At 72.0% G+C, this 25,426-nt stretch carries 24 protein-coding genes and 1 pseudogene; 16 read left to right on the forward strand and 9 right to left on the reverse strand.

Annotation, left to right across the window (positions count from 1 at the left end):
- The 3 genes from ACIBAD_RS08485 to ACIBAD_RS08495 all read right to left on the reverse strand — a co-directional run.
- On the reverse strand, positions 1–751 hold a 751-nt coding region (locus tag ACIBAD_RS08485; protein WP_398905348.1), incomplete at its 3' end, for an NADH-quinone oxidoreductase subunit C.
- Complete coding sequence (locus ACIBAD_RS08490; RefSeq protein WP_134072076.1) at positions 748–1,350, reverse strand: NADH-quinone oxidoreductase subunit B family protein; 603 nt, start codon at positions 1,348–1,350, stop codon at positions 748–750. The genes ACIBAD_RS08490 and ACIBAD_RS08485, both read right to left, overlap by 4 nt.
- A complete protein-coding gene (locus ACIBAD_RS08495; RefSeq protein ID WP_030298105.1) occupies positions 1,341–1,748 on the reverse strand; it encodes an NADH-quinone oxidoreductase subunit A in 408 nt (135 codons plus the stop codon). Before ACIBAD_RS08495 ends, ACIBAD_RS08490 begins: the two co-directional genes overlap by 10 nt.
- Positions 1,749–1,895: 147 nt before the next feature.
- Between ACIBAD_RS08495 and ACIBAD_RS08500 the strand changes: the two genes are divergently transcribed.
- The 5 genes from ACIBAD_RS08500 (at position 1,896) to ACIBAD_RS08520 (ending at position 8,951) form a co-directional block, all read left to right on the forward strand.
- Complete coding sequence (locus ACIBAD_RS08500; protein ID WP_134072078.1) at positions 1,896–3,089, forward strand: sensor histidine kinase; 1,194 nt, start codon at positions 1,896–1,898, stop codon at positions 3,087–3,089.
- 352 nt (positions 3,090–3,441) lie between these two features.
- The gene (locus ACIBAD_RS08505) at positions 3,442–4,797 is read left to right on the forward strand and encodes a sensor histidine kinase (RefSeq protein WP_134074444.1); all 1,356 of its coding nucleotides are present in this window, start codon (positions 3,442–3,444) and stop codon (positions 4,795–4,797) included.
- Between the two features lie 190 nt (positions 4,798–4,987).
- A complete protein-coding gene (locus tag ACIBAD_RS08510) occupies positions 4,988–5,647 on the forward strand; it encodes a response regulator transcription factor (RefSeq protein ID WP_030161942.1) in 660 nt (219 codons plus the stop codon).
- Between the two features lie 300 nt (positions 5,648–5,947).
- Positions 5,948–7,891, forward strand: a complete 1,944-nt coding sequence (locus ACIBAD_RS08515; RefSeq protein WP_134072080.1) for a 2-oxoacid:acceptor oxidoreductase subunit alpha — start codon at positions 5,948–5,950, stop codon at positions 7,889–7,891.
- On the forward strand, positions 7,884–8,951 hold the full coding sequence (locus ACIBAD_RS08520) for a 2-oxoacid:ferredoxin oxidoreductase subunit beta (RefSeq protein ID WP_134072082.1): 1,068 nt from the start codon (positions 7,884–7,886) through the stop codon (positions 8,949–8,951). Before ACIBAD_RS08515 ends, ACIBAD_RS08520 begins: the two co-directional genes overlap by 8 nt.
- A 38-nt stretch (positions 8,952–8,989) precedes the next feature.
- On the opposite strand, the gene ACIBAD_RS08525 is transcribed toward ACIBAD_RS08520, so the two are convergent.
- The gene (locus ACIBAD_RS08525) at positions 8,990–9,352 is read right to left on the reverse strand and encodes a helix-turn-helix domain-containing protein (protein WP_134072084.1); all 363 of its coding nucleotides are present in this window, start codon (positions 9,350–9,352) and stop codon (positions 8,990–8,992) included.
- Between the two features lie 107 nt (positions 9,353–9,459).
- On the opposite strand from ACIBAD_RS08525, the gene ACIBAD_RS08530 reads away from it, so the two are divergent.
- The 3 genes from ACIBAD_RS08530 (at position 9,460) to ACIBAD_RS08540 (ending at position 12,999) form a co-directional block, all read left to right on the forward strand.
- Positions 9,460–10,314 carry an SDR family oxidoreductase gene (locus ACIBAD_RS08530; RefSeq protein WP_134072086.1) on the forward strand — a complete coding sequence of 285 codons (855 nt, stop codon included), beginning with the start codon at positions 9,460–9,462 and terminating at the stop codon, positions 10,312–10,314.
- 201 nt (positions 10,315–10,515) lie between these two features.
- The gene (gene rarD / locus ACIBAD_RS08535) at positions 10,516–11,472 is read left to right on the forward strand and encodes an EamA family transporter RarD (protein WP_134072088.1); all 957 of its coding nucleotides are present in this window, start codon (positions 10,516–10,518) and stop codon (positions 11,470–11,472) included.
- Between the two features lie 210 nt (positions 11,473–11,682).
- Complete coding sequence (locus tag ACIBAD_RS08540; protein ID WP_398905354.1) at positions 11,683–12,999, forward strand: M28 family metallopeptidase; 1,317 nt, start codon at positions 11,683–11,685, stop codon at positions 12,997–12,999.
- Between the two features lie 13 nt (positions 13,000–13,012).
- Here the strand turns inward: ACIBAD_RS08540 and ACIBAD_RS08545 are convergent, their stop codons facing one another.
- The 4 genes from ACIBAD_RS08545 to ACIBAD_RS08560 form a co-directional block, all read right to left on the reverse strand.
- Positions 13,013–13,408 carry a hypothetical protein gene (locus ACIBAD_RS08545; RefSeq protein WP_389012140.1) on the reverse strand — a complete coding sequence of 132 codons (396 nt, stop codon included), beginning with the start codon at positions 13,406–13,408 and terminating at the stop codon, positions 13,013–13,015.
- Positions 13,405–13,674, reverse strand: a complete 270-nt coding sequence (locus ACIBAD_RS08550) for a plasmid partition protein ParG (protein ID WP_134072092.1) — start codon at positions 13,672–13,674, stop codon at positions 13,405–13,407. Before ACIBAD_RS08550 ends, ACIBAD_RS08545 begins: the two co-directional genes overlap by 4 nt.
- A gap of 43 nt (positions 13,675–13,717) precedes the next feature.
- Positions 13,718–14,935 carry an outer membrane lipoprotein carrier protein LolA gene (locus tag ACIBAD_RS08555; RefSeq protein ID WP_398905357.1) on the reverse strand — a complete coding sequence of 406 codons (1,218 nt, stop codon included), beginning with the start codon at positions 14,933–14,935 and terminating at the stop codon, positions 13,718–13,720.
- Between the two features lie 207 nt (positions 14,936–15,142).
- Positions 15,143–16,153 (reverse strand): polyprenyl synthetase family protein, encoded by a 1,011-nt coding sequence (locus ACIBAD_RS08560; RefSeq protein ID WP_398905359.1) that lies wholly within the window; start codon positions 16,151–16,153, stop codon positions 15,143–15,145.
- Positions 16,154–16,464: 311 nt separating this feature from the next.
- On the opposite strand from ACIBAD_RS08560, the pseudogene ACIBAD_RS08565 reads away from it, so the two are divergent.
- Both ACIBAD_RS08565 and ACIBAD_RS08570 read left to right on the forward strand, forming a co-directional pair.
- A pseudogene (locus ACIBAD_RS08565) lies at positions 16,465–16,763 on the forward strand (MFS transporter); the annotation flags it as partial.
- 34 nt (positions 16,764–16,797) lie between these two features.
- Positions 16,798–18,804 (forward strand): CocE/NonD family hydrolase, encoded by a 2,007-nt coding sequence (locus ACIBAD_RS08570; RefSeq protein WP_398905360.1) that lies wholly within the window; start codon positions 16,798–16,800, stop codon positions 18,802–18,804.
- A 93-nt stretch (positions 18,805–18,897) separates the two neighbouring features.
- Here ACIBAD_RS08570 and ACIBAD_RS08575 read toward each other — a convergent pair whose 3' ends face one another.
- Entirely contained in the window at positions 18,898–19,719 is an 822-nt protein-coding gene (locus ACIBAD_RS08575; RefSeq protein ID WP_398905362.1) for an HAD family hydrolase, read from the reverse strand.
- Positions 19,720–19,859: 140 nt separating this feature from the next.
- On the opposite strand from ACIBAD_RS08575, the gene fahA reads away from it, so the two are divergent.
- The 6 genes from fahA to ACIBAD_RS08605 all read left to right on the forward strand — a co-directional run bounded on the left by fahA (position 19,860) and on the right by ACIBAD_RS08605 (position 25,407).
- Positions 19,860–21,098, forward strand: a complete 1,239-nt coding sequence (fahA, locus tag ACIBAD_RS08580; RefSeq protein ID WP_398905364.1) for a fumarylacetoacetase — start codon at positions 19,860–19,862, stop codon at positions 21,096–21,098.
- 151 nt (positions 21,099–21,249) lie between these two features.
- The gene (locus tag ACIBAD_RS08585; protein WP_398905366.1) at positions 21,250–22,020 is read left to right on the forward strand and encodes a GntR family transcriptional regulator; all 771 of its coding nucleotides are present in this window, start codon (positions 21,250–21,252) and stop codon (positions 22,018–22,020) included.
- A gap of 32 nt (positions 22,021–22,052) precedes the next feature.
- A complete protein-coding gene (locus ACIBAD_RS08590) occupies positions 22,053–22,280 on the forward strand; it encodes a ferredoxin family protein (RefSeq protein WP_030011381.1) in 228 nt (75 codons plus the stop codon).
- 14 nt (positions 22,281–22,294) lie between these two features.
- Complete coding sequence (locus ACIBAD_RS08595) at positions 22,295–23,653, forward strand: ABC transporter substrate-binding protein (protein ID WP_398905368.1); 1,359 nt, start codon at positions 22,295–22,297, stop codon at positions 23,651–23,653.
- The gene (locus ACIBAD_RS08600; RefSeq protein ID WP_398905370.1) at positions 23,650–24,528 is read left to right on the forward strand and encodes an ABC transporter permease; all 879 of its coding nucleotides are present in this window, start codon (positions 23,650–23,652) and stop codon (positions 24,526–24,528) included. The genes ACIBAD_RS08595 and ACIBAD_RS08600 overlap by 4 nt, the downstream gene beginning before the upstream one ends.
- A gap of 117 nt (positions 24,529–24,645) precedes the next feature.
- Positions 24,646–25,407 carry an ABC transporter ATP-binding protein gene (locus ACIBAD_RS08605; RefSeq protein ID WP_398905372.1) on the forward strand — a complete coding sequence of 254 codons (762 nt, stop codon included), beginning with the start codon at positions 24,646–24,648 and terminating at the stop codon, positions 25,405–25,407.
- Positions 25,408–25,426: the final 19 nt, after the last annotated feature.

A 25,426-nucleotide genomic window follows, 5' to 3' on the forward strand; every position in this document is an offset into this window, starting at 1 on the left:
CGGCCGCGGCATCCGCCGGGGGGACGGCCTGGCTCGTCGAGCCGTCCGCCACCGAGCGGGTGCGGCGCGGCGGGCGGGTGGGGGCTTCGGCTCCCGGCGCGCCCGCTCCCGCGCCGGCGGCCGCCGCGCGGGGGGTGCGGGCGGCGCGGGCGGGTCGGGTGGGGGCCGGGGGGAGCTGGCCCTTCAGGGGGCCCCAGTCGTTGGGGTCCGGGACGCCCGGCGGAAGCATCTGGCGGCGCTTCGGGGCGTCGGGGTCGTGCGCCTCGCCCGGCTCCTTGGCTCCCGGCCAGGCCTTCGCGACGCGCGCGGCCAGGACGAAGTCCTTCCGCAGGGGGTGGCCTTCGAAGTTCTCCGGGAGCAGGAGGGGGACCAGGTGCGGGTGGTCCGTGAAGACCACTCCGAACATCTCGTACGTCTCGCGCTCGTGCCATTCCGCTCCCGCGTAGACCGCGACCGCGGAGGGGAGGGAGGGGGCCGTGTGCGGCACCGTCGTACGCAGGAGCAGGCGGCGTACGCGGCGGTTTTCGAGGGACACGACGTGCGCGCAGACACGGAAGCCCTCGCCCGGCTCGTCCACCGCGCTCAGCCAGTCGAAGTACGTGCAGCCCAGCTTGTCCCGGGCGATCTCCAGCGCCGGGATCCAGCTTCCGACCGGGACGTCCACCGTCAGGACCTCGTACGCGTACGAGGCGGTCGCCTCCGCGCCGAAGACCGTGGCGGCAGCGTCGGGGAGGGAGTCGTAGAGGTTCATGCGCCCGCTCCGGGGGCCGGCGGGGGCTTGACCAGGCCGCTCGTGAGCTGGGCCGTCGAGGGGTCGGTCGCGTAGCGGTCCGCCAGCGACTCCCTGGCGATCTTCTCCTGGAGCTTCAGGATGCCCTGGAGCAGCGCCTCCGGCCGCGGCGGGCAGCCGGGGACGTAGACGTCGACCGGGATGATCTGGTCGACGCCCTTCGTCACCGAGTAGGAGTCCCAGTACGGCCCGCCGCAGTTGGAGCAGGCGCCGAAGGAGATGACGTACTTCGGCTCCGGCATCTGCTCGTACAGCCGCTTCACGGCCGGCGCCATCTTGTCCGTGACCGTGCCCGAGACGATCATCAGGTCCGCCTGGCGCGGGCCGGGCGCGAACGGGATGACGCCGAGCCGGATGAAGTCGTGCCGGGCCATCGACGCGGCGATGAACTCGATCGCGCAGCAGGCGAGGCCGAAGTTGAAGACCCACAGGCTGTAGCGGCGGCCCCAGTTCAGGACCACCTTCATGGGCTCGGGCGCAAGGCGGGAGAGGACTCCCAGGCGCTTGGGCTCCGGGAGCAGCTGGGGCTCGGCCGGGATCCCGGCCGGTGTCACGTCCATTCGAGGACGCCCTTCTTGTACGCGTAGAGCAGGCCGACGGCCAGGAAGCCCAGGAAGACGAACATCTCCACGAGCGTGGTGGCGCCGTAGCCGGCGGCGGCGAAAACCGTCGCCCACGGGAAGAGGAAGATCGAGTCGACGGCGAAGATGACGTAGAGGAACGCGTAGACGTAGTAGCGGACCTGGGTGTGCGCCCAGCCCTCGCCGACGGGGTCCACGCCGCACTCGTACGTCAGCAGCTTCTCGGGGGTCGGGACGACCGGTCTCAGCAGGCGGCCCGCACCGAACGCGACGGCCACGAAGAGCACACCGAGGACGGCCAGCAGGCCGACGACCGAATAACTCCGGAAATAGTCCGCCGCGAGCACGGTTACGGTCGATACCGTTGGGTCGGGCACGTCCGTTCCTCGCTCCTTGGCCACTGTCGATGATCTGGTACGGACGGGAGTCTAGGGCCTGGTCCACACAGGGTGGGGTTATCCCCCGTTTACAGGGGCCCGGCTCCCCCATGGCACCGGCGAGCCGGAATTGGCAGGCTGTGCCGCATGACCGCGCGCATTCAAGTCTCCCACCCGGGCCCCGACAACGACCGGCCTCCGCCCGTACGCCCCGCCCTGGGCGCCGTGGCGTGGAAGGAGACCGTCCATCTGCTGGGCAATCTTCCGCTCGCGCTCGTCGGTTTCGTCTACACGGTGACCATGGTGGCGACCGCGGGCGGCCTGTCCGTGACCGCGATCGGCCTTCCGCTGCTCGCGGTCGGCCTGCTCGGGTCCCGCCAGTTGGGACGGGTCGAGCGGGCGCGGGCGCGCGTGTTGCTGGGCGTACGGGTGGAGGAGCCGACTCCGCTGCCGGGGCCGCGGCGGGCCGGCGGGTTCTTCCCCTGGCTGTGGGCGGGGGTGAAGGACCCGGTGGCGTGGCGGACCGTGCTCTACGAGCTGATGCGGCTGCCGTGGGGGGTGCTGACGTTCACGGTGGCGCTGGTGGGGCTGCTGGTGTTGTGGCCGGTGCTGCCGTACGTGGTGCGCTGGCTGTCGAACGTGGACCGGCTGATGGTGCGAGGGCTGCTGTCGCCCTCGGACGAGCTGGAGCGGCGCATCGCGGAGCTGGAGTCCGACCGCGGGGTGGTCGTGGACACGGCGGCGGCCGACATGCGGCGCATCGAGCGGGACCTGCACGACGGGGCGCAGGCGCGGCTGGTGGCGCTCGCGATGGGGCTGGGCCTGGCCAAGGAGAAGCTGCTGGAGGATCCGGACGCGGCGGCGGCGATGGTCGACGAGGCGCACGGGGAAGTGAAGCTGGCGCTTCAGGAGCTGCGGGACCTGGCCCGGGGGATCCACCCGGCGGTGCTGACGGACCGGGGGCTGGACGCGGCGCTGTCGGCGGTGGCCTCGCGGTGCGTGGTGCCGGTGAAGGTGGCGGTGGACCTGGAGGAGCGGCCCGCGGCCGCGATCGAGGGGATCGCGTACTTCACGGTGTCGGAGCTGCTGCAGAACGTGAGCAAGCACGCGCGGGCGCGGGGGGCGAGCGTCGAGGTCCGCCGGACCTCCGGGACCGCCTCGGGGCGGCTGCTGATCCGGGTTTCGGATGACGGGCGGGGCGGGGCCGGTGTCGGGGGCGGGTCGGGGCTGGCGGGGCTGGCCGAGCGGCTGCGCGCGGTGGACGGGGTGTTCGCCGTCGACTCCCCCGAGGGGGAGGGGACGGTGGTGACGGCGGAGCTGCCGTGGCGCGGGCGCGGCTGATTTCGCCTTTCGCCGACCGCGGTCTTCGATCGGGACTCCCGTCCGGTGTGGGGCGGGGGTCCCCGTCGTTTCCGAGGCCGGTGTCGTCTTCCGGGCGCCGGTGGTGTTTCCGGGGCCGGTGTCGTCTTCCGGGCGCCGGTGGTGTTTCCGGGGCCGGTGTCGTCTTCCGGGCGCCGGTGGTGTTTCCGGGGCCGGCGTCGTCTTCCCGGGCGCAGGTGCCGGGGCCGGTGTCGTCTCCCGGGCGCCGGTGGTGTCTGCCGGATCCCGGCGGCCCGGGATCGGGGGCGGATCCAGGGCTGCTGGCTCGGGGGGTGGTGGGGTTATCCCCACCATGGGGACGCCTACCCGCCCGATGGTTCGGGGGGCTCCCGGGCGGGAGGGTGGGGGTGTGGTTACGGGAAGTGTCGAGAGGGCGGGTTGGATGATGGGTTTCGGCCGTGCGTTGCGTGCTCCCCTTGAGGGACGGACCTGGCGGGAGTTCGGGTACCTGGTGCTCGGCCTGCCGCTGAGCCTGCTGTACTTCTCGCTCGCGATCACCGGCGTCAGCCTCGGCGCCGGGCTGCTCGTCACCTTCCTCGGGATCCCGGTCCTCGCCGGGGTGCTCGCCATGTGCCGCGGGTTCGGGCGGCTCGAGCGGGGCCGGGCGCGGGCCATGCTCGGGGTCGACATCGCCGAGCCGGCGCCGATCCGGGCGGACAAGCGCGGGCCGCTCGCCGCCATGGGGGCCCTGCTCAAGAGCGGCAGCGCCTGGCGGCACGCGCTGTACTCCGTGATCCACCTCCCCTGGGCGATCTTCGCCTTCACCCTGGCACTGGTGTTCTGGGCGTACGGCTGGGCCTTCCTGCTGTACCCGGTCTGGTTCTGGGTCTTCCCGGCCTACACCGACTGGCCCGGGCTCCAGCTCTTCCAGAACGGCGACTACACCTTCTACCTCGACTCCCCCGCCGAGATCGCCCTCGCCTTCCTGGCAGGGCTGGCCTTCACGCTGGCCACGCCCTGGGTGGTGCGGGCCCTGACCACCGTCGACCGCGTCCTCATCGCGGGGCTGCTCGGGCCCTCGCGCCTCGACCACCGGGTCACGGAGCTGGAGTCCGACCGCGGGGTCGTCGTCGACACCGCCGCCGCCGACCTGCGGCGCATCGAGCGCGATCTGCACGACGGCGCGCAGGCCCGCCTGGTGGCGCTGGCCATGGACCTCGGACTGGCCAAGGAGAAGCTCGCCGAGGACCCGCAGGCGGCCGCCCGGATGGTGGACGAGGCACACGGAGAGGTGAAGGTCGCGCTCCAGGAGCTGCGCGACCTGGCCCGCGGGATCCACCCGGCCGTGCTGACCGACCGCGGTCTGGACGCGGCGCTCTCCTCCGTGGCGTCCCGCTGCACGGTGCCGGTAAGGGTGTCCGCGGACCTGCCGGACCGGCCCGCCTCCGCCGTCGAGGGGATCGCGTACTTCACCGTCTCGGAGCTCCTCCAGAACATCAGCAAGCACTCCGGGGCCCGTACCGCGAGCGTGGACGTCTGGAGGTCCGGGGACCGGCTGCTGATCCAGGTCGCTGACGACGGGCGCGGCGGCGCGCGCAGCGAGGGCTCCGGCACGGGGCTGGCCGGACTCACCGAGCGGCTGGACGCCGTGGACGGGGTGCTGGTGGTCGATTCCCCGGCCGGCGGCGGCACCACCGTCACCGCCGAGCTCCCCTGGCGTTCCCGGTAACCGCGATTGCCTCCGGTCGTTCCTTCCGGCCGTTCCTGCCGGCGCCCCGTTCGTTCCCGGCTCCCGCTCCCGCGCCCGCCTCATTCGATGATCCCGACTCGCCTCCATCCGGCCTCCGGGCTGGGATGCTTGGCTGCGTCAGGTACATCGGACGACGTGGACTCGGGAGCTGCTGGACGTGGAAGACAGGGTGCGGGTGGTCATCGCCGAGGATTCGGTGCTGCTGCGTGAGGGCCTGACCCGGTTGCTGACCGACCGGGGACATGACGTCGTGGCCGGCGTCGGGGACGCGGAAGCCCTGATCAAGACGGTGGCGGAGCTGGCCGCAGAGGACGCGCTGCCGGATGTGGTGGTGGCCGACGTACGGATGCCGCCGACGCACACCGACGAGGGCGTACGAGCGGCGGTACGGCTGCGGCGCGAGCATCCCGGGATAGGCGTGCTCGTGCTGTCGCAGTACGTGGAGGAGCAGTACGCCACCGAACTGCTGGCCGGTTCCAGCACCGGGGTGGGGTATCTGCTCAAGGACCGGGTGGCCGACGTGCGGGAGTTCCTGGACGCCGTCGTGCGCGTGGCCCGGGGCGGGACCGCCCTGGACCCGGAGGTGGTCGCCCAGCTGCTCGGCCGCAGCCGGAAGCAGGACGTCCTGGCGGGGCTGACCCCGCGCGAGCGCGAGGTGCTGGGCCTGATGGCCGAGGGGCGCACCAATTCGGCCGTGGCCAAGCAGCTCGTGGTCAGCGACGGGGCGGTGGAGAAGCACGTCAGCAACATCTTCATGAAGCTCGGGCTGTCACCGAGCGACGGGGACCACCGGCGGGTCCTGGCCGTTCTCACCTACCTGCGGTCTTGATCGAAAGACGCGGGGCATTGATCAAAGCCTTGATCAACTGACACCCTGTCAGGCGCGGCGTTACCGCACCCTGGCCGCTGGGGCTCGCACTATTTCTGCACGGCACGAATCTCGGAATCTCTCGGAAATCTCTCGGAATCTCTCGGAATCCCGTGGACCCGCTCAATCCCACGGGATTCTCTCGACAGACCGCCGCAGAAGACGGTCCAGAATACGAGCGTCCCCCGGGAAGGCCACTCCTACCGACGTAGGGTTGACCTTGGGAACGGGAACGCCACGCCTCGAAGGAGGTCCAGTTCAGTGACCAGCCAGGTCAGTAGTCCAGCCGAACAGGCCGACGGGGCCGAAGGTGCCGTAGTCGGCGAACAACGGACACCCCCGGCCCCCGGCGGCAAGGAAGTGCGCCGCCTGGACCGGGTGATCATCCGCTTCGCGGGTGACTCGGGGGACGGCATGCAGCTCACGGGGGACCGGTTCACCTCGGAGACGGCTTCCTTCGGGAACGACCTCTCCACGCTGCCGAACTTCCCGGCCGAGATCCGCGCCCCCGCCGGCACCCTGCCGGGCGTGTCGTCATTCCAGCTGCATTTCGCCGATCACGACATCCTGACGCCGGGCGACGCCCCGAACGTACTGGTCGCGATGAATCCTGCGGCGCTGAAGGCGAACATCGCGGACGTCCCGCGCGGCGCCGAGATCATCATCAATACCGATGAATTCACCAAGCGCCCGATGGCGAAGGTGGGCTACGAGACCTCGCCGCTGGAAGACGGTTCGCTGGGCGCCTACAACATCCACCAGGTGCCGCTGACCACGCTCACCGTCGAGGCGCTGAAGGACTTCGGGCTCCCCCGCAAGGAGGCCGAGCGCAGCAAGAACATGTTCGCGCTCGGGCTGCTGAGCTGGATGTACCACCGGCCCACCGAGGGTACGGAGGCGTTCCTGCGGCAGAAGTTCGCGAAGAAGCCCGACATCGCCGAGGCGAACGTGGCCGCCTTCCGGGCGGGCTGGAACTTCGGCGAGACGACCGAGGACTTCGCCGTCTCGTACGAGGTGGCCCCGGCGACCCGGGCCTTCCCCACGGGCACGTACCGGAACATCTCCGGGAACCTGGCCCTGTCGTACGGGCTGATCGCGGCGAGCCGGCAGGCCGATCTGCCGCTCTACCTGGGCTCTTACCCGATCACCCCGGCGTCGGACATCCTGCACGAGCTGAGCAGGCACAAGAACTTCGGCGTGCGGACCTTCCAGGCGGAGGACGAGATCGCCGGCATCGGCGCGGCGCTCGGCGCGGCCTTCGGCGGCGCGCTCGGGGTGACCACCACCTCCGGGCCCGGAGTCGCGCTCAAGTCCGAGACGATCGGGCTCGCGGTCTCGCTGGAGCTGCCGCTGCTGGTCGTGGACATCCAGCGCGGCGGCCCGTCGACGGGTCTGCCGACGAAGACGGAGCAGGCGGACCTGCTCCAGGCGATGTACGGGCGCAACGGCGAGGCCCCGGTGCCGATCGTGGCGCCCCGGACCCCGGCGGACTGCTTCGACGCAGCCCTCGACGCCGCGCGGATCGCGCTGACGTACCGGACGCCGGTCTTCCTGCTGTCCGACGGGTACCTCGCGAACGGCTCCGAACCCTGGCGGATCCCGGACGTCGCCGACCTGCCGGACCTGAAGGTCCAGTTCGCCGCGGCGCCCAACCAGCAGCTCGCGGACGGCACGGAGGCGTTCTGGCCGTTCAAGCGCGACCCGCAGACGCTGGCCCGCCCGTGGGCGGTCCCGGGCACGCCCGGACTCGAACACCGCATCGGCGGCATCGAGAAGCAGGACGGCACCGGCAACATCTCCTACGACCCGGCCAACCACGACTTCATGGTCCGCACCCGCCAGGCCAAGATCGACGGGATCCGGGTCCCCGACCTGGAGGTCGACGACCCGGACGGCGCCCGGACCCTGGTCCTGGGCTGGGGCTCCACCTACGGCCCCATCACCGCCGCCGTCCGCCGCCTGCGGGGCGTCGGCACCCCCGTCGCACAGGCCCACCTGCGCCACGTCAACCCGTTCCCGAGGAATCTCGGGGAGGTCCTGAAGCGTTACGAGAAGGTAGTGGTGCCTGAGATGAACCTCGGGCAGCTCGCCACCCTGATCCGGGCGAAGTACCTGGTCGACGCCCAGTCGTACACCCAGGTCAACGGAATGCCGTTCAAGGCTGAGCAGCTCGCGAAGGTTTTCGAGGAGGCCATCAATGACTGAGGTGACCGACGCCCCCCATCTGCTCTCCCTCGTGCCGAAGGCCGAGGCCAAGCAGTCCATGAAGGACTTCAAGTCGGACCAGGAGGTCCGCTGGTGCCCCGGGTGCGGTGACTACGCGGTGCTGGCGGCGGTGCAGGGCTTCATGCCCGAACTGGGGCTGGCGAAGGAGAACATCGTCTTCGTCTCGGGGATCGGCTGTTCCTCGCGTTTCCCGTACTACATGAACACCTACGGGATGCACTCGATCCACGGCCGGGCCCCGGCCATCGCCACCGGGCTGGCCACCTCGCGCCGCGACCTGTCGGTGTGGGTGGTCACCGGGGACGGCGACGCGCTGTCCATCGGCGGAAACCACCTGATCCACGCCCTGCGCCGCAACGTCAACCTCAAGATCCTGCTTTTCAACAACCGGATCTACGGGCTGACCAAGGGCCAGTACTCGCCCACCAGCGAGGTCGGCAAGATCACCAAGTCCACCCCCATGGGCTCGCTCGACGCCCCCTTCAACCCGGTCTCACTGGCGCTCGGCGCCGAGGCCACCTTCGTCGCCCGGACGATCGACTCCGACCGCAAGCACCTCACCGAGGTACTGCGCGCGGCAGCCGACCACCAGGGCACGGCACTGGTGGAGATCTACCAGAACTGCAACATCTTCAACGACGGCGCCTTCGAGGTGCTCAAGGACAACGCTCAGGCCCAGGAGGCGGTGATCCGGCTGGAGCACGGGCAGCCGATCCGCTTCGGGGCCGACGGGCACAAGGGCGTCGTACGGAGCCAGGCCACCGGGGAGCTGGAGGTCGTCACGGTGACCCCCGAGAACGAGTCCCGGATCCTGGTCCACGACGCGCGCAGCGCCGGCCCGACCACCGCGTTCGCCCTGTCCCGGCTGGCCGATCCGCACACCCTGCACCAGACGCCCATCGGGGTTTTCCGCAGCGTGGAGCGGCCGGTGTACGACACGCTGATGGCCGAGCAGCTGGATGCGGCCGTGGACGCCAAGGGCAAGGGCGACCTCAGCACCCTGCTCGCCGGCAACGACACCTGGACGGTCGTGGGCTGACCCGCACCCGTACCCGCGCGAGGGTGGCCCGGAGTTCCTCAGGAGCTCCGGGCTCCGTCGTACGCGGCCCGTGCCGCCTGGACGTCGGCGGTGCGCCGCTCGGTCCAGCGGGCCAGCGACCACACCTGCTCGGCGGCCTCACGCCCCAGCTCGGTCAGTGAGTAGTCCACGCGCGGCGGGATCACGGGCTTCGCGTCGCGCAGCACGAATCCGTCGCGCTCCAGCGTCTGCAGGGTCTGGGCCAGCATCTTCTCGCTGACGCCGCCCACCTCCCGGCGCAGCTCGCTGAAGCGGTAGGAGCGCTCGACGAGCGCGGCCAGCACCAGGACGCCCCAGCGGCTGGTGACGTGCTCCAGCACTCCGCGGGAGGGGCACATCGGAGCCTTCACACTTACCTTCATACCAGTACCTTACTTTGAAGTGGGTACTTACGAAAGGTTAGCGCTCTCCCTAGGGTGGTGTCATACCCCCGAAGCCGGACACGGCCCCCACGCAAGGAGCGCACCCCATGAGCATCGTCGTCACCGGAGCCACCGGAGCCCTCGGCCGCCTCGTCGTCGAGGAGCTGTTGAGCGAGGTCCCCGCCGAGCGCGTCGCCGTCGTCGTCCGCAGCGAGGAGAAGGCCGCCGACCTGGCCGCGCGCGGGGTCGAGGTGCGCGTCGCGGACTACGACGCCCCCGAGACCCTGGCCGGCGCCTTCCGCTCCGGCGACCGCGTCCTGCTGATCTCCGGCAACGAGGTCGGGCGCCGCGTGCCGCAGCACCTCGCCGTGATCGAGGCCGCACGGGCCGCAGGCGTCGCCCAGCTCGCGTACACCGGGATCCTCGGCGGCCCCGAGGCCGACTTCGACCTGGCGGACGAGCACAAGGTCACCGAGCAGGCGATCCTCGACTCCGGCCTGCCCCACACCTTCCTGCGCAACGGCTGGTACCACGAGAACTACACCGGGCACCTGGGCACCGTCCTGGAGCACGGCGCGGTCGTGGGCAGCGCGGGCGCGGGCAGGATCGCCTCGGCCGCGCGGGCGGACTACGCGGCGGCGGCGGCAGCCGTGCTGACCGGCGAAGGCCACCTGAACCAGGTGTACGAGCTCTCCGGCGACTCCGCGTGGAGCCTGGCGGAGTACGCGGCCGAGGTCGCGGCGCAGACCGGCAAGGAGGTCGCGTACAGCGAGGTCCCGGCGGAGACGCACCTGTCGATCCTGACCGGCGCCGGGGTGCCCGAGGGTTTCGCGGCGATCCTCGTCGACGTGGACGCGGCGATCTCCCGCGGCCGGCTGGCCCACACCGGCGGGGACCTGTCCCGGCTCATCGGCCGCCCGACGACCCCGGTGGCGGACGCCATCGCCTCCGCTCTGGCCTGAGCGGGCGGGCCCCGGCCCGAACCGGGCCGGCGCGGCCCCGGGCCGACGCGGCCTGAGGCCGGGCCGCGCGGCCTGAGTCCGCGCCGCCGCAGCCACGCAAGGCCCCGGACGTGTCATGAGTATCTCCCGTGAACGGGCATGACATCCGGTCCACCCGGCGCTACCTTCGTGAGGTTGGCCGAATGACGACTGGAGGGCCCCGTGAAGGCGGAGAACGAGCAGCGCACGGGTTTGCTCTACGGATTCGGCGCATACGGGATGTGGGGGCTGGTCCCCCTGTTCTGGCCGCTGCTCAAGCCGTCCGGGGCCATCGAGATCCTCGCCCACCGCATGGTGTGGTCGCTGGGCGTGGTCGGGATCCTGCTGCTGGCCATGCGCCGCTGGGCCTGGATGGGGGACCTGCTCCGCCAGCCGCGCAAGCTGGCCCTGACCGCGCTGGCCGCGTCGGTGATCTCCGTGAACTGGGGGCTGTACATCTGGGCCGTGAACAACGGCGCGGTCGTCGAGGCCAGCCTCGGCTACTTCATCAACCCGCTCGTCACCATCGCGATCGGCGTCCTGGTCCTCGGCGAGCGGCTGCGCCGGGCGCAGTGGGCGGCGGTCGGCATCGGCGTGGCCGCCGTACTGGTGCTCGCCGTCGGGTACGGGCGGCCGCCGTGGATCTCGCTCGTGCTGGCCTTCTCCTTCGCCGCGTACGGGCTGATCAAGAAGAAGCTCAACATGGGCGGGGTCGAGTCGCTCGCCGCCGAGACCGCGCTGCTGTTCCCGCCCGCCCTCGGCTACCTGCTGTGGCTGGGCGCGCAGGGCCGGTCGAGCTTCGCCGCAGAGGGCCTCGGGCACGCCTCACTGCTCGCCGCGACCGGGCTGGTCACCGCGATCCCGCTGGTCTGCTTCGGTGCGGCCGCGATCCGGGTCCCGCTGTCCACGCTCGGGCTGCTCCAGTACCTGGCCCCGGTGTTCCAGTTCGGGCTCGGCGTCGTGTACTTCCACGAGGCGATGCCGCCGGAGCGCTGGGCCGGGTTCTCCCTGGTCTGGGCCGCGTTGGCGCTGCTGACCTGGGACGCGCTGCGTACGGCGCGCAGGACCCGGGCCCGGCTCGTAGCGGCCCGCGCCGCCGCCGGGCCGGTGGCGGCCACCCCGGCGCCCGAGCCGGCGTAGCCCCGCCGCTCCTCCCCACCACCCCACGATCCCCGCTACGGAACCTCCGTAGCGGGGATCGTCCGTTTTCCGAACGGCCCTGACCGAATCACGGTCTTGACGGGCAGTCACCCTTCCACTGAACATCAGGCTCGCACTGACGCACGATCGCTCAATTGCGCCACCCCGCACGTTCCGTTCAATCCCCAACGGAATTCCGGAGTCCCCCACATGAGCCTGTCCGTCTCCCGGCGTCTCGCCGCCGTGACCGCCATCGCGGTCGCCGGCCTGTTCGCCTCCACCGCCCCCGCCGCACTCGCCGCCCCGACGGCGGCGACCGCGGCGCCGACCCCGCCCGACATCCCGGTCGCCAACGTCAAGGCGCACCTGGCGCAACTCCAGTCCATAGCCACCGCCAACGGAGGCAACCGCGCCCACGGCCGGGCCGGCTACAAAGCCTCGGTCGACTACGTGAAGGCCAAGCTGGACGCGGCCGGCTTCACCACCACCCTGCAGACCTTCACCAGCAGCGGCGCGACCGGCTACAACCTGATCGCCGACTGGCCGGGCGGTGACCCGAACTCGGTGCTGATGGCCGGATCGCACCTGGACTCGGTGACCGCGGGTCCCGGCATCAACGACAACGGATCCGGCTCGGCCGCCATCCTGGAGACGGCGCTGGCCGTCTCGCGCGCACAGCTCCAGCCCACCAAGCACCTGCGCTTCGGCTGGTGGGGCGCGGAGGAGCTCGGCATGATCGGCTCGAAGTACTACGTGAACAACCTGCCGGCCGCCGAGAAGTCGAAGATCTCCGGGTACCTGAACTTCGACATGATCGGCTCGCCGAACCCGGGCTACTTCGTCTACGACGACGACCCGACCATCGAGCAGACCTTCAAGAACTACTACGCGGGCGTCGGCATCCCGACGGAGATCGAGACCGAGGGCGACGGCCGCTCCGACCACGCCCCGTTCAAGAGCGCGGGCATCCCGGTCGGCGGCCTGTTCTCCGGCGCCGACTACACCAAGACGGCGGCGCAGGCGCAGAAGTGGGGCGGCACCTCCGGGCAGGCCTTCGACCGCTGCTACCACGCCTCGTGCGACACGTCGGCGAACATCAACGACACCGCCCTGGACCGCAACTCCGACGCCATCGCGTACGCGATCTGGAACCTGGGGGCGGCCACCCCGGTCCCGCCGGGCCCGTCCTTCGAGAACACGACGGACGTGAACATCCCGGACTCCCCCGGCGCCGCGGTGACCTCGCCGATCACGGTTTCCGGCGTCGCGGGCAACGCCCCGGCCACCACCAAGGTCGACGTGAACATCGTCCACACCTACCGCGGTGACCTGGTGGTCGACCTGGTGGCCCCCGACGGCACGGTCTACAACCTGCACAACCGCAGCGGCGGCAGCGCCGACAACCTCGTCCAGTCGTACACGGTCAACGCGTCGAGCGAGGTGGCCAACGGAGTCTGGAAGCTCCAGGTCAAGGACGGGGCGGCGCAGGACACCGGCTACATCAACAGCTGGAAGATCACCTTCTGAGACAGGAGCGGGCCTAGGACGACGCCGTCTGCGGCTCCTGTATGAGGGCGCGGAGTTCCTCGGCGACCGCGGCGACGTCGGCGCGGCCCAGCTTGGCCGCCTCCACCAGGTCGCCGAGGTCCTCCGGTGAAGGCAGCTGTTTGGCTCCCGCCACGCGCAGGTACGAGCGCGTGGCGGCGGCCGCGTAGAACTCGTTCATCGGCGATTCCAGCGCCGGGCACACCGCGAGGGTGTGCAGAAACGCGGCGGCCCGCCACGCGGTGTCCGGGGCGGGCTGTTCGGGCACCAGGACGAGGTCGTTCTGGTGTCGGGCGACCGCGGCGGCCACCCCGGAGGGGTCCCACACGGCGGGATCTGACGGGAGATGGTGGGCCAGAGCGGTCCAGGCCCACTCCATGGTGATCTTCAATTGCCGAACCGCTCCTGGAAGTAGCCCCAGTGGTCGGCGAACTCCTCGATGCCGGAAAGGAAGTTCTCCCGGTCCTCGTCGAGCTCGCGTTCCGTTACCTCGGTGATCAGCGCGGTGACCGTCGTCCCCAGTGCCGCCGCACGCGCTTTGAGGCGCTCGTGGAACTCTTCGTTCAGGCGGATGGTGACGTGTCTCGACATGCTTTTCACGGTACAGCGGGGCCGCTGTACACAGGGCCACAACGGCCGAAGGGTGGGCAGGGACACAGTCCCCGCCCACCCTTCGGAACGTCCTACCCGCCGTGCGGCACTACTTGTCGGCGTCGGCCGCCTTCACCAGCGCGTCCTTGGTGACCGCGCCGACGTAGACCTTGCCGTCGTCCGTGATCAGGGCGTTGACAAGGCGGGTCTTGAAGACCCGGCCCTCGCCGAACTTGCCGGTGACCTTGCCCCCGAGGGAGTCGAGGAACTGCTTGGCCTCCTTCGGAGTGTCCTTGCCGTTCTCGATGTCCTTCAGGCTCTTGCCGGCGCCCGTCTCGACGCGGGCGATGGTCGCCCAGCCCTCGCCGAGCACCTTGGTCTCGCCGCCCTTTCCGCCCGGGACGCCCATGCCGCCGGTCAGGGCGTCGAGGCCGGGGAAGGAGTCCAGGCCCTTGAACTCCCTGCCGTGGCCGCGGCCGTCCTTGCCCGCTCCGGCGGCGCCCTCGGTCAGCTTGGCGCCCTTGGGCGCGGTGAAGGCGAACGTGTCGGCGGCAGGCTTGGCGAAGTCCACCTTGGTGAACCCGGCGTCGAAGATCGGCTTGCCGCCCTCGGCCGCGAGCAGCTGCACCCGCAGCGGCACGCCGTTCTTGGCGTCCACCGCGATCTTGACCGAGCCGACCGTGGATCCGCTCTGCTTCGGCTTCAGCACCAGCTGGTAGGCGTCCCGGCCGGCCACCTGCGCGGTCTCGCCCACGCTGACGTCCGTGGTCGGGCCGGCGGCCTTCAGCACGTCCTGGGCCAGCTGCTGGGGCGAGGCGCCGCCGAGCCGCTCGGCCGTCTTCTTCTCGTCCTTGCCGGCCGCCGCCTCGGGGTTCTTCTCGTGCCAGACCTCGTTGGCCTTGCTGTCGTACCCCCAGACGTCGGCGCCGTTGTGGATGAGGCTGTACTCGTCCTTGCCGTCCACGAACGTGAGCTTCTGGCGGTCCGGCCCGTCGGCCGCGACGCGCAGGGTGTGCGTGCCGTTCGCCAGCTGCGCGAGCTTGTCCTCGGGGTTCGCCGAGCCGCCCGCGATGCCCTTGCCGCCGAGGAGGCCGCTCGCCAGGGTCGGCAGACCCAGGTCGGTGCTGATCTTCGCGCTGCCGGACAGCTGCTGCACGTCGGAGGCGGCGACCTTCTCTATGAGCTGCTGCGCGGTCGTCTTCGGCAGGTCGGGGCCGCCGGAGTTCGCGAAGGCCGGGACCATCGCCACGGTCGCGGCGGCCACACCCGCCACCGCTACCGGTACGGCGTACCGGGCGGCCTTGCGGGTCTTTGCGTTCGTTGCCATGTCTGCCCTACCTCTGTGTCACCCGTTCTGGTGTGTCTCCATCTGACCAAAAGGGCAGGGGCCGGGGCGTCACTCCCCGGGGCCAACTCGGCGTACGCCGCAGGGATGACACGACGAGGGCCCGGCATCCTCCACCCGTAGGGGATGCCGGGCCCTCGCCCTGCAGAACGGCTTGTCCGGACGTATCCGGGCGTACCGGGACGCGTCCTAGCCGGCGCGGTGCACCACCGCGTCGCACAGCTCCTCCAGCGCCGACTTCGCGAAGCCCTCCGGCAGCGGCGCCAGCGTGGCCCGCGCCTCCTGCGCGTACCGGATGGTGTCGCGGCGGGCCTGCTCCAGCGCGGGGTGCACCCGCAGCCGGGCGAGCACCTCGGCGTGCAAGGCGTCGTCCGTCAGGTCTCCGTCGAGGAGGCGCACGAGCTCCAGGTCCTCGGGGTCGCCGCCCCGGGCGGCCATCTCGCGCAGCCGCAGGACGGGCAGCGTGGGGATGCCCTCGCGCAGGTCCGTCCCCGGCGTCTTCCCGGATTCGTGCGCGTCGGAGGCGATGTCCAGGACGTCGTCGGCGAGCTGGAAGGCGATGCCGAGGCGCTCCCCGTACTGGGTCAGGATGTCGACGACCGACTCGTCGGCGCCGGACATCAGGGCGCCGAACCGGCCGGAGACCGCGATCAGGGAGCCGGTCTTGCCCGCCATGACGTCGAGGTAGTGGGCGATCGGGTCGCGGCCGTCGCGCGGGCCGGCCGTCTCCAGGATCTGGCCGGTGACCAGCCGCTCGAAGGCCTCGGCCTGGATGCGTACGGCCTCCGGCCCGAGGTCGGCCAGGATGTGCGAGGCGCGGGCGAACAGGAAGTCACCCGTCAGGACGGCCACCGAGTTGCCCCAGCGGGCGTTGGCACTGGCCACGCCGCGGCGCTCGTCCGCCTCGTCCATGATGTCGTCGTGGTACAGCGTCGCCAGATGGGTGAGCTCGACGACCACCGCGGCGGGCACGATGCCGGGCGCGTAGGGATCGCCGAACCGGGATGCGAGCATCACCAGCAGCGGCCGGAACCGCTTGCCCCCGGCGCGCAGCAGGTGCTGCGCGGCATCGGTGATGAAGGGGACTTCGCTCTTGGTGGCCTCCAGCAGACCCGCCTCGACGGCGGCCAGTCCGGCCTGGACATCGGTCTCAAGAGCCTGGTCCCGCACGCTCAGTCCGAACGGCCCGACGACGGTCACGAGGGGTACTCCTGTCTGCTGACGATCACGGTGACGATCACCTGGATTGTCGATGTGTCGCTGCCATCACTCAAGCCAGCGTATCCGGTCTGTTTTCGATCACCGAGAGCGGCCGCCATGTCGCCACCCGCGCACTGCCCGATGCGCACCGGTATGTTCGTGAGGAGCCGAAACAACCGGAGAATGTCCTTTGTCCAGAACTACCACGGCAGCAGAGGAACCGGCGGAGCCGTCCGACCCGGAAGCGGACCGGACTCCGGCCGCCGACGACCACGCCCTCCTCGGACACCCCCGGGGCCTCGCCGCGCTGTGCCGTGCTCCGGGGCGGCGTCCTGATCGCCTGCGGCCACTACGCCATGGCGGGCCGACGGCCGCCATGACCTGGACGGGTCTAGGCGTGATCAGCGCGGGCACCGGCCTGCTCAAGCCCAACGTGGCCAGCACCGTCGCCGTCGGCATGACCGCGGGCCTGGTCCGGTACGTCCTCGGCCGCCGCCATCTGGCCGGGCGAAAGCACTCGGCCGAGTGCGCCCCGGCCCCCGACGCGATGCGCCGCGCCGTTCGCCGGATGGCCGCCGGACTCCTCGCCGTGGCTGCGGCGCACGATGCACCCCGTCCACTGAGGCGAACGAGGTGGTTCCCCCATGATCATCCGTACCGAGTTCCCGTACGAGACGGCGCACGAGGATGTCCGGATCCCGATGCCGGACGGGGTGGAGCTGTACGCCCGGATCTGGCGCCCCAGGACCGAGGAGCCGGTCCCGGCGCTGCTGGAGTACCTGCCGTACCGGCTCACCGACTGCACCGCGCCGCGCGACTGGCAGCGCCACCCCTGGTACGCGGGCCACGGCTACGCCTCGGTCCGGGTGGACGTACGGGGCCACGGCTGCAGCGGCGGGAACCCGGGCGACGAGTACGACGCGCGGGAACTGGCCGACGGGGTCGCGGTGGTGGAGTGGCTGGCGGCGCAGCCGTGGTGCTCGGGGTCGGTGGGGATGTTCGGGATCTCGTGGGGCGGGTTCAACTCCCTCCAGATCGCGGCGCTGGCCCCCGAGGCGCTCAAGGCGGTCGTCACGGTCTGCTCGACGGACGACCGGTACGACAACGACGTCCACTACATGGGCGGCTCGGTGCTGGCCGTCGACATGCACGCGTGGGCGGCGACCATGCTGGCCTTCGCGGCGCGGCCACCGGACCCGCTGTTCGTCGGCGAAGGCTGGCGGGAACAGTGGCTCGCCCGGCTGGAATACGTCGAACCCCTGATCCACACCTGGCTGGCGCACCAGACGCGGGACGGCTACTGGCGCCACGGCAGCGTCTGCGAGGACTACCCGGCGATCCGCGCGGCCGTGCTGGCGGTCGGCGGCTGGCACGACCCGTACCGGGACACGGTGCTGCGGCTGGTCTCCCACCTGCCCGCCGACCGGGTACGGGGGCTGATCGGCCCGTGGTCGCACCAGTACCCGGACCGGGGGCTGCCGCCGGGGCCGTCGATCGGGTTCCTCCAGGAGACCCTGCGGTGGTGGGACCACTGGCTGAAGGGCGCTGACAACGGGGTGACGGACGAGCCCCTGCTGCGGTCCTGGATCTCGGAGTCGCATCCGCCGGCGACCACGTACGAGGAGCTGCCGGGCCGCTGGGTCGGGGTCTCCGAGTGGCCCTCCCCCGCCGTCACCCCGGTCACGTACGCGCTCCAGGGCGCGCCGGTGGCCGTGGCCTCCCCGCAGCACACGGGGCTGGACGCGGGGCGGTTCTTCCCGTTCGGCAACGCCGCGGACCTGGCGCCGGACCAGCGGGAGGAGGACGCGAAGTCGGCCTGCTTCGAGTTCCCGGTGGGCCGCGAGCCGGTGGAGGTGCTGGGCCGCGCGCAGGTGACGGCCCGGCTGCGGATGGACGTCCCGTACGGGCAGGTGGTGGCGCGCCTGTGCGACGTGGCGCCCGACGGGTCCTCGACGCTGGTGACGCGGGGCGCGCTGAACCTCTCCGCCCGGCTGGGCCGGGACAAGGCGGTGCCGTGGCCGGTGGGCGCGTACGAGGACGTCGTCTTCGAGCTGAACGGCATCGGGCACCGGTTCGCCGCGGGCCACCGGATCCGGCTCGCGCTGTCCTCGGCGTACTGGCCGTGGATCTGGCCGCGGGCCGGGTCGGAGGCAGGGTGGACGCTGGATCCGGCGGGGAGTTCGGTGGTCCTGCCGGTCCGGGACGCCGGAGCGGACGCCTCCGGCCCGGAGGTCCGCTTCGAGCCCCCGGAGCAGGCTGAGCCGCTCGGGGTGTCGCACCCGGCCACGCTGGACGAGCCGCGGCCGGAGCGGCTGGTCGTACGGGACGTGGCGCGCGGGCGGTGGCGGCTGGAGGTGGACCCGCGGTACGGCGGCACGCGGGTGTTTCCGGACGGGCTGGAGTACGGCGAGGACGCGGAGGAGGTCTACGAGATCGACTCGGCGGATCCGCTGTCGGCCCGGACCCGCTCGGAGTGGCGGATCCGGTTGCACCGGCCGGAGTCGGGGTGGGACGCCCGTATCGACACCCGGTCGGAGATCTCCTGCGACGAGGGCGGGTTCGCGACCTCGAACGAAGTGGTGTGCCGGGAGGGCGACGAGGTCGTCTTCCACCGGACGTGGGAGCGGCGGTTGCCCCGCGCGGCGGGGTGACGCCCCCTCGGACCGGGATCGGCAGGCCGGCCCGGGATCGGCAGCCGGAGCAGCCGGATCGGCCGGATCGGCCGGATCGGCCGGATCAGCGGATCAGCCGGGGAAGAGGCGCTCCAGGACCACCGCGATGCCGTCCTGCTCGTTGGAGAGGGTCAGTTCGTCGGCCACGGCGATCAGTTCGCGGTGGGCGTTGGCCATGGCCACGCCGTGCGCCGCCCACGCGAACATCGGGATGTCGTTCGGCATGTCGCCGAAGGCGATCGTCGAGGACGGGCCCACCCCCAGCACCTCCGCCGCCAGCGCCAGTCCGCTCGCCTTGCTGACGCCGGGCGGCTGGAGCTCCACCGTGTGCTCCCCCGCCATCGTCACGTTCACCAGGTCCCCGACCACCTCGCGCGCGACCCGCGTCAGCTCGTCGTCGTCCAGCTCCGGGTGCTGCAGCAGCACCTTGTTGATCGGAGCGGCCCACAGGTCGCCGCGCCTGCGCACCCGGACCGTCGGCAGGTGCGGGTGCCACATGCGGTAGCCCGGCCCTATCAGCATCTCGGCGTCCACCCCCTCCTGGTTGACCGCCGCGTACACCTCGCCGATCTCCGCCTCGATCTTCCCGAGGGCCACCTCGGCCAGCTCCCGGTCCAGTGCGACGGAGTGCAGCAGGCACGCGCCCGCCGTTTCGTACACCTGCGCGCCCTGCCCGCACACCGCGAGCCCCGTGTACCCGAGGTCGTCCAGTACATGGCGGACCTGCGGGACGGGGCGTCCGGTGACGATGATGTGCTGGGCGCCCGCGGCGCGCGCCCTCGCGAGCGCCGCGTACGAGCGGGCGGAGACGGTGTCTCCGGCGCGCAGCAGGGTCCCGTCCAGGTCAGTGGCGATCAAGGCGAACGGGAGGGCCGAAAGCGGGGCGGAAGTCACGGCGCAAGGATACGGACCCCTTTGGACAAGTCCTACAAATAGAACCCGAATCCGGCCTCCCACCGGCCCCACTGGCCACGTAACGTATCAACCAGCCCCCGGGACACCCCCGGACCGCATCGAAAGCGAGGCAGTACCCCATGCCCCAGCAGAGCCCCCTCGATGTCCCCGAGGGCGACCCGTTCGGGCCGCACAACCTCCCGTACGGCGTCTTCTCCACCCCCGGGCCCGCCTCCGCGGAACCCGGCCGCCGTCGCATCGGTGTGCGCATCGGCGGACACGTGCTCGACGCGGGGGCGGCCGCGGCCGCGCTCGGTTCCCCGTACGCCGCACTGCTCGGGCAGTCCTCGCTCAATCCGCTGCTGGCCGCCGGCCGCACCGCCTGGCGCGACGTGCGCCGCGCGCTGACCGCGTGGGTGACCGACCCCGGCCACCGGGAGACGGTCGAGCCGCACCTCCTCCCGCTCGACGCCGTGACCCTGCACCTGCCGTACGAGGTCGCCGACTACGTCGACTTCTACGCGAGCGAGCACCACGCCACCAACGTGGGCCGCATCTTCCGCCCGGACGGCGAGGCACTGACCCCCAACTGGAAGCACCTGCCAATCGGTTACCACGGCCGGTCGGGCACGATCGTGGTCTCGGGGACCGATGTCGTACGGCCCTCCGGGCAGCGCAAGGCCCCGGCCGACGCGGCGCCCGTCTTCGGCCCGTCCGTCAAGCTCGACATCGAGGCGGAGGTCGGCTTCGTCGTCGGCACCCCGTCCGAGCAGGGCCGCCCGGTGCCGCTGGCCGATTTCGAGGACCACGTCTTCGGGCTGTTCCTGCTCAACGACTGGTCGGCGCGCGACATCCAGGCCTGGGAGTACGTGCCGCTCGGCCCCTTCCTCGGCAAGTCCTTCGCCACCTCCGTCTCCGCCTGGGTCACCCCGCTGGAGGCCCTGGAGGCGGCCCGGGTCGCCCCGCCCGCCCGCGACTTCCCGCTGCTGCCCTACCTCGACGACGCGGAGGCCGACCGGCCCGGCGGCTTCGACCTGCGCATCACCGTCTCCATCAACGGGCAGGAGGTCGCGCAGCCGCCGTTCGCGACGATGTACTGGACCGCCGCCCAGCAGCTCGCGCACATGACGGTCAACGGCGCCTCCCTGCGTACCGGCGACGTCTACGGCTCGGGCACGGTCAGCGGCCCCGAGGTCGGGCAGCGCGGCTCGCTGCTGGAGCTGACGTGGAACGGCCGCGACGCGATCGAGCTCACCGACGGCAAGCGCACCTTCCTCGAAGACGGCGACACCGTCACCCTCACCGCCTGGGCGCCGGGCACGGGCGGCACCCGCGTCGGCCTCGGCGAGGTCACCGGCCGCATTGTGGGATCCCGCTAGTCCGCCCCTCGGGACGAACGGCTGCACCGGGGTGGCGGATCTTTCCGCCACCCCGGCGTCGTAGCAGGTCACAGCCCTTCCGCTGAGTCCCCGCGGTGGCGCAATACTGTGGCAACACCACTGGCCGGAAGCCGTCGGTATGTTCCGTGCCATGCCAGCCGAACGCACCCGTGAGCACACCGTCCCGGTCGCCGCCGCGCGCCGGCGGAGACTGCGCGCGGACCGGGCGCGCCAGCTCGCCGACCTGCTGCGCCACCAGATCCTGGCCGACGGCTACCCCGGCGGGGTCCTCCCGCTGGAGGACGTCATCGCCGCCGACTACGGAGCCGGCCGCAACACCGTCCGCCAGGCCCTCGACCTGCTGCGCGGCGAGCGGCTCGTCGAACGCCGGCCGGGGGTCGGGACCGTGGTCGTCTGCGAGAAGTACCCGCACGGCCTCGACCGCCTCCAGGGCCTGGCCGAGACCCTGCACGAGCACGGCCGGGTGACCAACGAGGTCCGTACCGTCGGCCCGGTGCGCGCGCCCGCCCCCGTGGCCGGCCGGCTGGGGCTCCCCGAGCACGCCGACGTGCTCTACATCGAGCGGTTGCGGCGGCTGAACGGGCTGCCGCTCTCCCTCGACCTGACGTACGTCCCCCTCGACATCGGGGCCGAACTGCTCGGCTGCGACCTGGAGAACACCGACGTCTTCCGGCTGCTGGAGTCCCTGACCGGACAGCCCCTCGGCCACGCCGAGATCACCCTGGAGGCCGTCAACGCCGACGCGCACTCCGCCGCCGTGCTGCAGGCCCCGCGCGGGGCCGCCGTGCTGATGCTGGAGCGGCTCACCCATCTGGGCGACGGCCGGCCCGTGGACCTGGAGTTCATCCGCTTCCGCGGCGACCGGATCACCATGAGCGGCCTGCTCCGCCGCTCCCTCTGACCCCCTGCGTACCCACCTTCCTGGAGACAGCCATGCCTGTGGTCCCCCAGCGCGGCGACGTGCCCGTGACCATCGACGAGTCCCTGTGCATCGACGGCTGCACCCTCTGCGTCGACATGTGTCCGCTCGACTCGCTCGCGATCCGCGAGGACAACGGCAAGGCGTACATGCACGTCGACGAGTGCTGGTACTGCGGCCCGTGCGCCGCCCGCTGCCCCACGGGCGCGGTGACCGTCAACATGCCCTACCTGCTCCGGTGAAAGGCCCCGTTCCGATGCGCAGTTCGAGACCGCCGCTCGCCCTCGTCCTCTCCGTGCTCCTCGTCCCGCTGGCCAGTGGGTGCGGCGCGAGCGCGTCCGGGGCCGACAGCGCCAAGACCGTGACGGTGGCCGTCGGCTACCAGTCCAAGACCATCAACACCGTCACCGCGGGCACCCTGCTGCGCTCCCTCGGATACTTCGAGCAGCAGCTCGCGGAGCGCGGCCGGCGGGACGGCGTCACGTACAAGGTCGACTGGCAGGACTACGCCACGGGCGCGCCCATCACCGCCCAGATGACCGCGGGGAAGATCGACATCGGCTCGATGGGCGACTTCCCGCTGCTGATCAACGCGGCGCGCGGCAAGGAGCTCAAGCAGCCGACCCGGCTCGTCTCCGTGACCGGCTACAACCTGCGCGGCGGCCTCAACACCATCGTCACCGCGCCCGGCGCGACGTACGCCTCGCTGGCCGATCTGCGCGGCAAGAAGGTGTCGACCTCGGTCGGCTCGGCCGCGGACGGGACCCTCGTACGCGCCCTCCAACGCGCCGGGATCGATCCCGCGAGCGGCATCCAGAAGCTCAACCAGCAGCCCAGCGTGGGGGCTTCGGCCCTCCAGGCGGGCAGTGCGGACGCGCTGTCGCAGTTCGTGGCCTGGCCGGGGCAGCTCGCGTACGAGGGGAAGGCCAAGGCCCTGTACGACGGCGCCGAGCTGAACCTGCCGACGTTCCACGGGGTCACGGTGCGGCAGAAGTTCGCGGCGCAGCGGGCCGGCGTACTGGACGACTTCCTGCGGGCGCAGCGCAAGGCGACCGAGTACCTGCGGACGCAGCCGGTCGCGGCGGCGGAGTCGGTGGCGAAGGAGACCGGGCTGCCGGCGGAGGTCGTGTACCTGTACAACGGCGCGAACGGGATCGCGACCTTCGACCCGGCGCTGCGGCCGGAACTGCTGGCGGCGCTGAAGGAGGACGTACCGGTCCTCAAGGACGCGAAGCTGGTCGGGGACGTGGACGTGGACGCGTTCGTGGACCCGGCGCCGCTGAAGCGGGCCGTACCGGAGGCCGCCTACCCTGCGGCGGCGCCCGCCCGCCCCGAGCTGTGGCTGAGGAACGAGCCGGCCACGCGGACGTTCGACACCCCGGCGGCCCTGCTGAAGGCCCTGAAGGGCGCGGACGCGGCGGCGGTCCGGGCGGCGTACGTGCCGGACGCGGTGACCGGGACCCCGTGGTTCGCCGACAAGGCGGTGTGGGTGGCGGAGGGCGCCGAGCTGCGGGCGTTCGTCACGCCGGCGGGCGCGAAGTCGTACGTGGACCGGCACCCGGGATCGGGGGCGCGGATCGTGGGCTTCGCCGAGGCCGAAGGCATCGCGTCGTGACCCCGGGGCGCAGGCTGCTGCGGCTGGCTTCGCTCGGGGCGGCCCTGGTGGCGTGGCAGCTGCTGACTTCGCTGGACGTCGAATTCTGGCTCCGCTTCGGGCAGTTCCCGACGGTGGGAGAGGTGGCGTCGAAGCTGGCGGAGCGGGCGTCGACGGCCCCGTACTGGGAAGACCTCTTCTCCAGCCTGCGCAGGATCGTGTCGGGCTTCGCGCTGGCGGCGGTCCTGGGTGTGGCGGTGGGCACGGCGATCGCCCGCTCGCGGGTGGCCGCGGACGTGCTCGGCCCGGTCCTGGAGGTGGTGCGCCCGATCCCGGCCATCGCGCTGGTCCCGGTGGCGATCCTGCTCTTCCCCTCGAACGAGCAGGGGATCGTGTTCATCACGTGCGCGGCGGCGTTCTTCCCGGTGCTGGTCTCCACGCGCCACGCGGTGGCGGCGCTGTCGCCGGTCTGGGAGGAGGCGGCCCTCACGATGGGCGCGTCGCGGGGGCGCGTGCTGCTGTCGGTGGTCCTGCCGGGCTCCCTCCCCGGCGTCTTCGGGGGCTTGTCGGTCGGGATCGGGGTCTCCTGGATCTGCGTGATCTCGGCGGAGATGATCTCGGGGGAGTACGGCGTCGGCTACCGCACCTGGCAGGACTACACGGTGGTGGACTACCCGGGGGTCTTCGTCGGCATGGCCACGATCGGCGCCCTGGGCTGGCTGACTTCGACGGCGGTGGAGCGGCTGGGGCGGCTCCTGACCCGGTGGCTACCGACCCGCGCCGCGGACTTCGCCCCCACTCCGAGTCCGAGCCCCAGCCCCAGCCGGGGCCCGAGCCGGGGCCCGGGCCCGAGTCCGGGCCCCGGCCGGCCGGCCCCCGAACCGGTTGTCCCGTGAAGCCGTCCCCCACCCGCCCCTCTCCCTCCCCCGGCCACCGCGGGGAGGCGCCCCCCGACCGGGCTCTGCCCGGCCCCGGTCCTCACACGCCGGACGGGTTGGACTCGGAGGTCCCCCATGCCCGCATCAGCAGCCCCGTTCACCACGGCCGTCTCCACCACCGCCCCGCCGCCCGGCGCCGCCCTCCGGCTCGACGGCGTCCGGCTCGGCCGCCCCGGCGGGAGCGCCGTCCTCGACGGCCTCGACCTCGACATCCGGCCCGGTGAGGTGCTGGCCGTCGTCGGGCCCTCCGGGTGCGGGAAGTCCACACTGCTGCGCACCCTCGCCGGGCTGCTGCCCCCGCTCGCCGGCACCGTCACGCAGGACGGGGCCCCGGTCACCCGGCCCGACGCCGACCGGGCGCTCGTCTTCCAGGACGACGCGCTGCTGCCCTGGCGCACCGTACGGGGGAATCTGGAACTGCCCCTCCTCATCCGGCGCGTGCCCCGCGCCGAGCGGCGCCGGACCGCCGAGGAGTGGCTGGCGCGCGTCGGACTCGCCGATCACGCCCTCAAGCTGCCCCACCAGCTCTCCGGCGGCCAGCGCCAGCGCGTCCAGCTCGCCCGCGCCCTCGCCGCGCGCCCGCGCGCCGTCCTCATGGACGAGCCCTTCGGCGCGCTCGACGCCCAGACCCGCGGCGGGATGCAGGACCTCCTGGTCGGCGTCCTCGCGGGCACCGGGGCGACGGTCGTCTTCGTCACCCACGACGTGGACGAGGCCCTGTTCGTGGGCGACCGCGTCGCCCTCCTCGCCACCGGCGCGGTGCTCGACGTACCGGCTCCGCGCGACCGGTCCGCGGACCTTTCGGCCCTCCGCCGCCGGATCCTCGCCTCCCTCTGACCTCCTGGACCTCTGACCT

Origin of the sequence: Streptomyces sp. NPDC051109, from assembly GCF_044455885.1 — a bacterium.
GTDB lineage: Bacteria > Actinomycetota > Actinomycetes > Streptomycetales > Streptomycetaceae > Streptomyces.

Bases quoted from the DNA above. Each gene is read 5' to 3' on its own strand.
- ACIBAD_RS08605 (WP_398905372.1), top strand. From the start codon at position 24,646: ATGCCCGCATCAGCAGCCCCGTTCACCACGGCCGTCTCCACCACCGCC.
- fahA (WP_398905364.1), top strand. From the start codon at position 19,860: ATGCCCCAGCAGAGCCCCCTCGATGTCCCCGAGGGCGACCCGTTCGGG.
- ACIBAD_RS08520 (WP_134072082.1), top strand. From the start codon at position 7,884: ATGACTGAGGTGACCGACGCCCCCCATCTGCTCTCCCTCGTGCCGAAG.
- ACIBAD_RS08555 (WP_398905357.1), bottom strand. From the start codon at position 14,935: ATGGCAACGAACGCAAAGACCCGCAAGGCCGCCCGGTACGCCGTACCG.
- ACIBAD_RS08590 (WP_030011381.1), top strand. From the start codon at position 22,053: ATGCCTGTGGTCCCCCAGCGCGGCGACGTGCCCGTGACCATCGACGAG.
- ACIBAD_RS08500 (WP_134072078.1), top strand. From the start codon at position 1,896: ATGACCGCGCGCATTCAAGTCTCCCACCCGGGCCCCGACAACGACCGG.
- ACIBAD_RS08585 (WP_398905366.1), top strand. From the start codon at position 21,250: ATGCCAGCCGAACGCACCCGTGAGCACACCGTCCCGGTCGCCGCCGCG.
- ACIBAD_RS08570 (WP_398905360.1), top strand. From the start codon at position 16,798: ATGATCATCCGTACCGAGTTCCCGTACGAGACGGCGCACGAGGATGTC.
- ACIBAD_RS08525 (WP_134072084.1), bottom strand. From the start codon at position 9,352: ATGAAGGTAAGTGTGAAGGCTCCGATGTGCCCCTCCCGCGGAGTGCTG.
- ACIBAD_RS08530 (WP_134072086.1), top strand. From the start codon at position 9,460: ATGAGCATCGTCGTCACCGGAGCCACCGGAGCCCTCGGCCGCCTCGTC.
- ACIBAD_RS08490 (WP_134072076.1), bottom strand. From the start codon at position 1,350: ATGGACGTGACACCGGCCGGGATCCCGGCCGAGCCCCAGCTGCTCCCG.
- ACIBAD_RS08595 (WP_398905368.1), top strand. From the start codon at position 22,295: ATGCGCAGTTCGAGACCGCCGCTCGCCCTCGTCCTCTCCGTGCTCCTC.
- ACIBAD_RS08505 (WP_134074444.1), top strand. From the start codon at position 3,442: ATGGTTCGGGGGGCTCCCGGGCGGGAGGGTGGGGGTGTGGTTACGGGA.
- ACIBAD_RS08540 (WP_398905354.1), top strand. From the start codon at position 11,683: ATGAGCCTGTCCGTCTCCCGGCGTCTCGCCGCCGTGACCGCCATCGCG.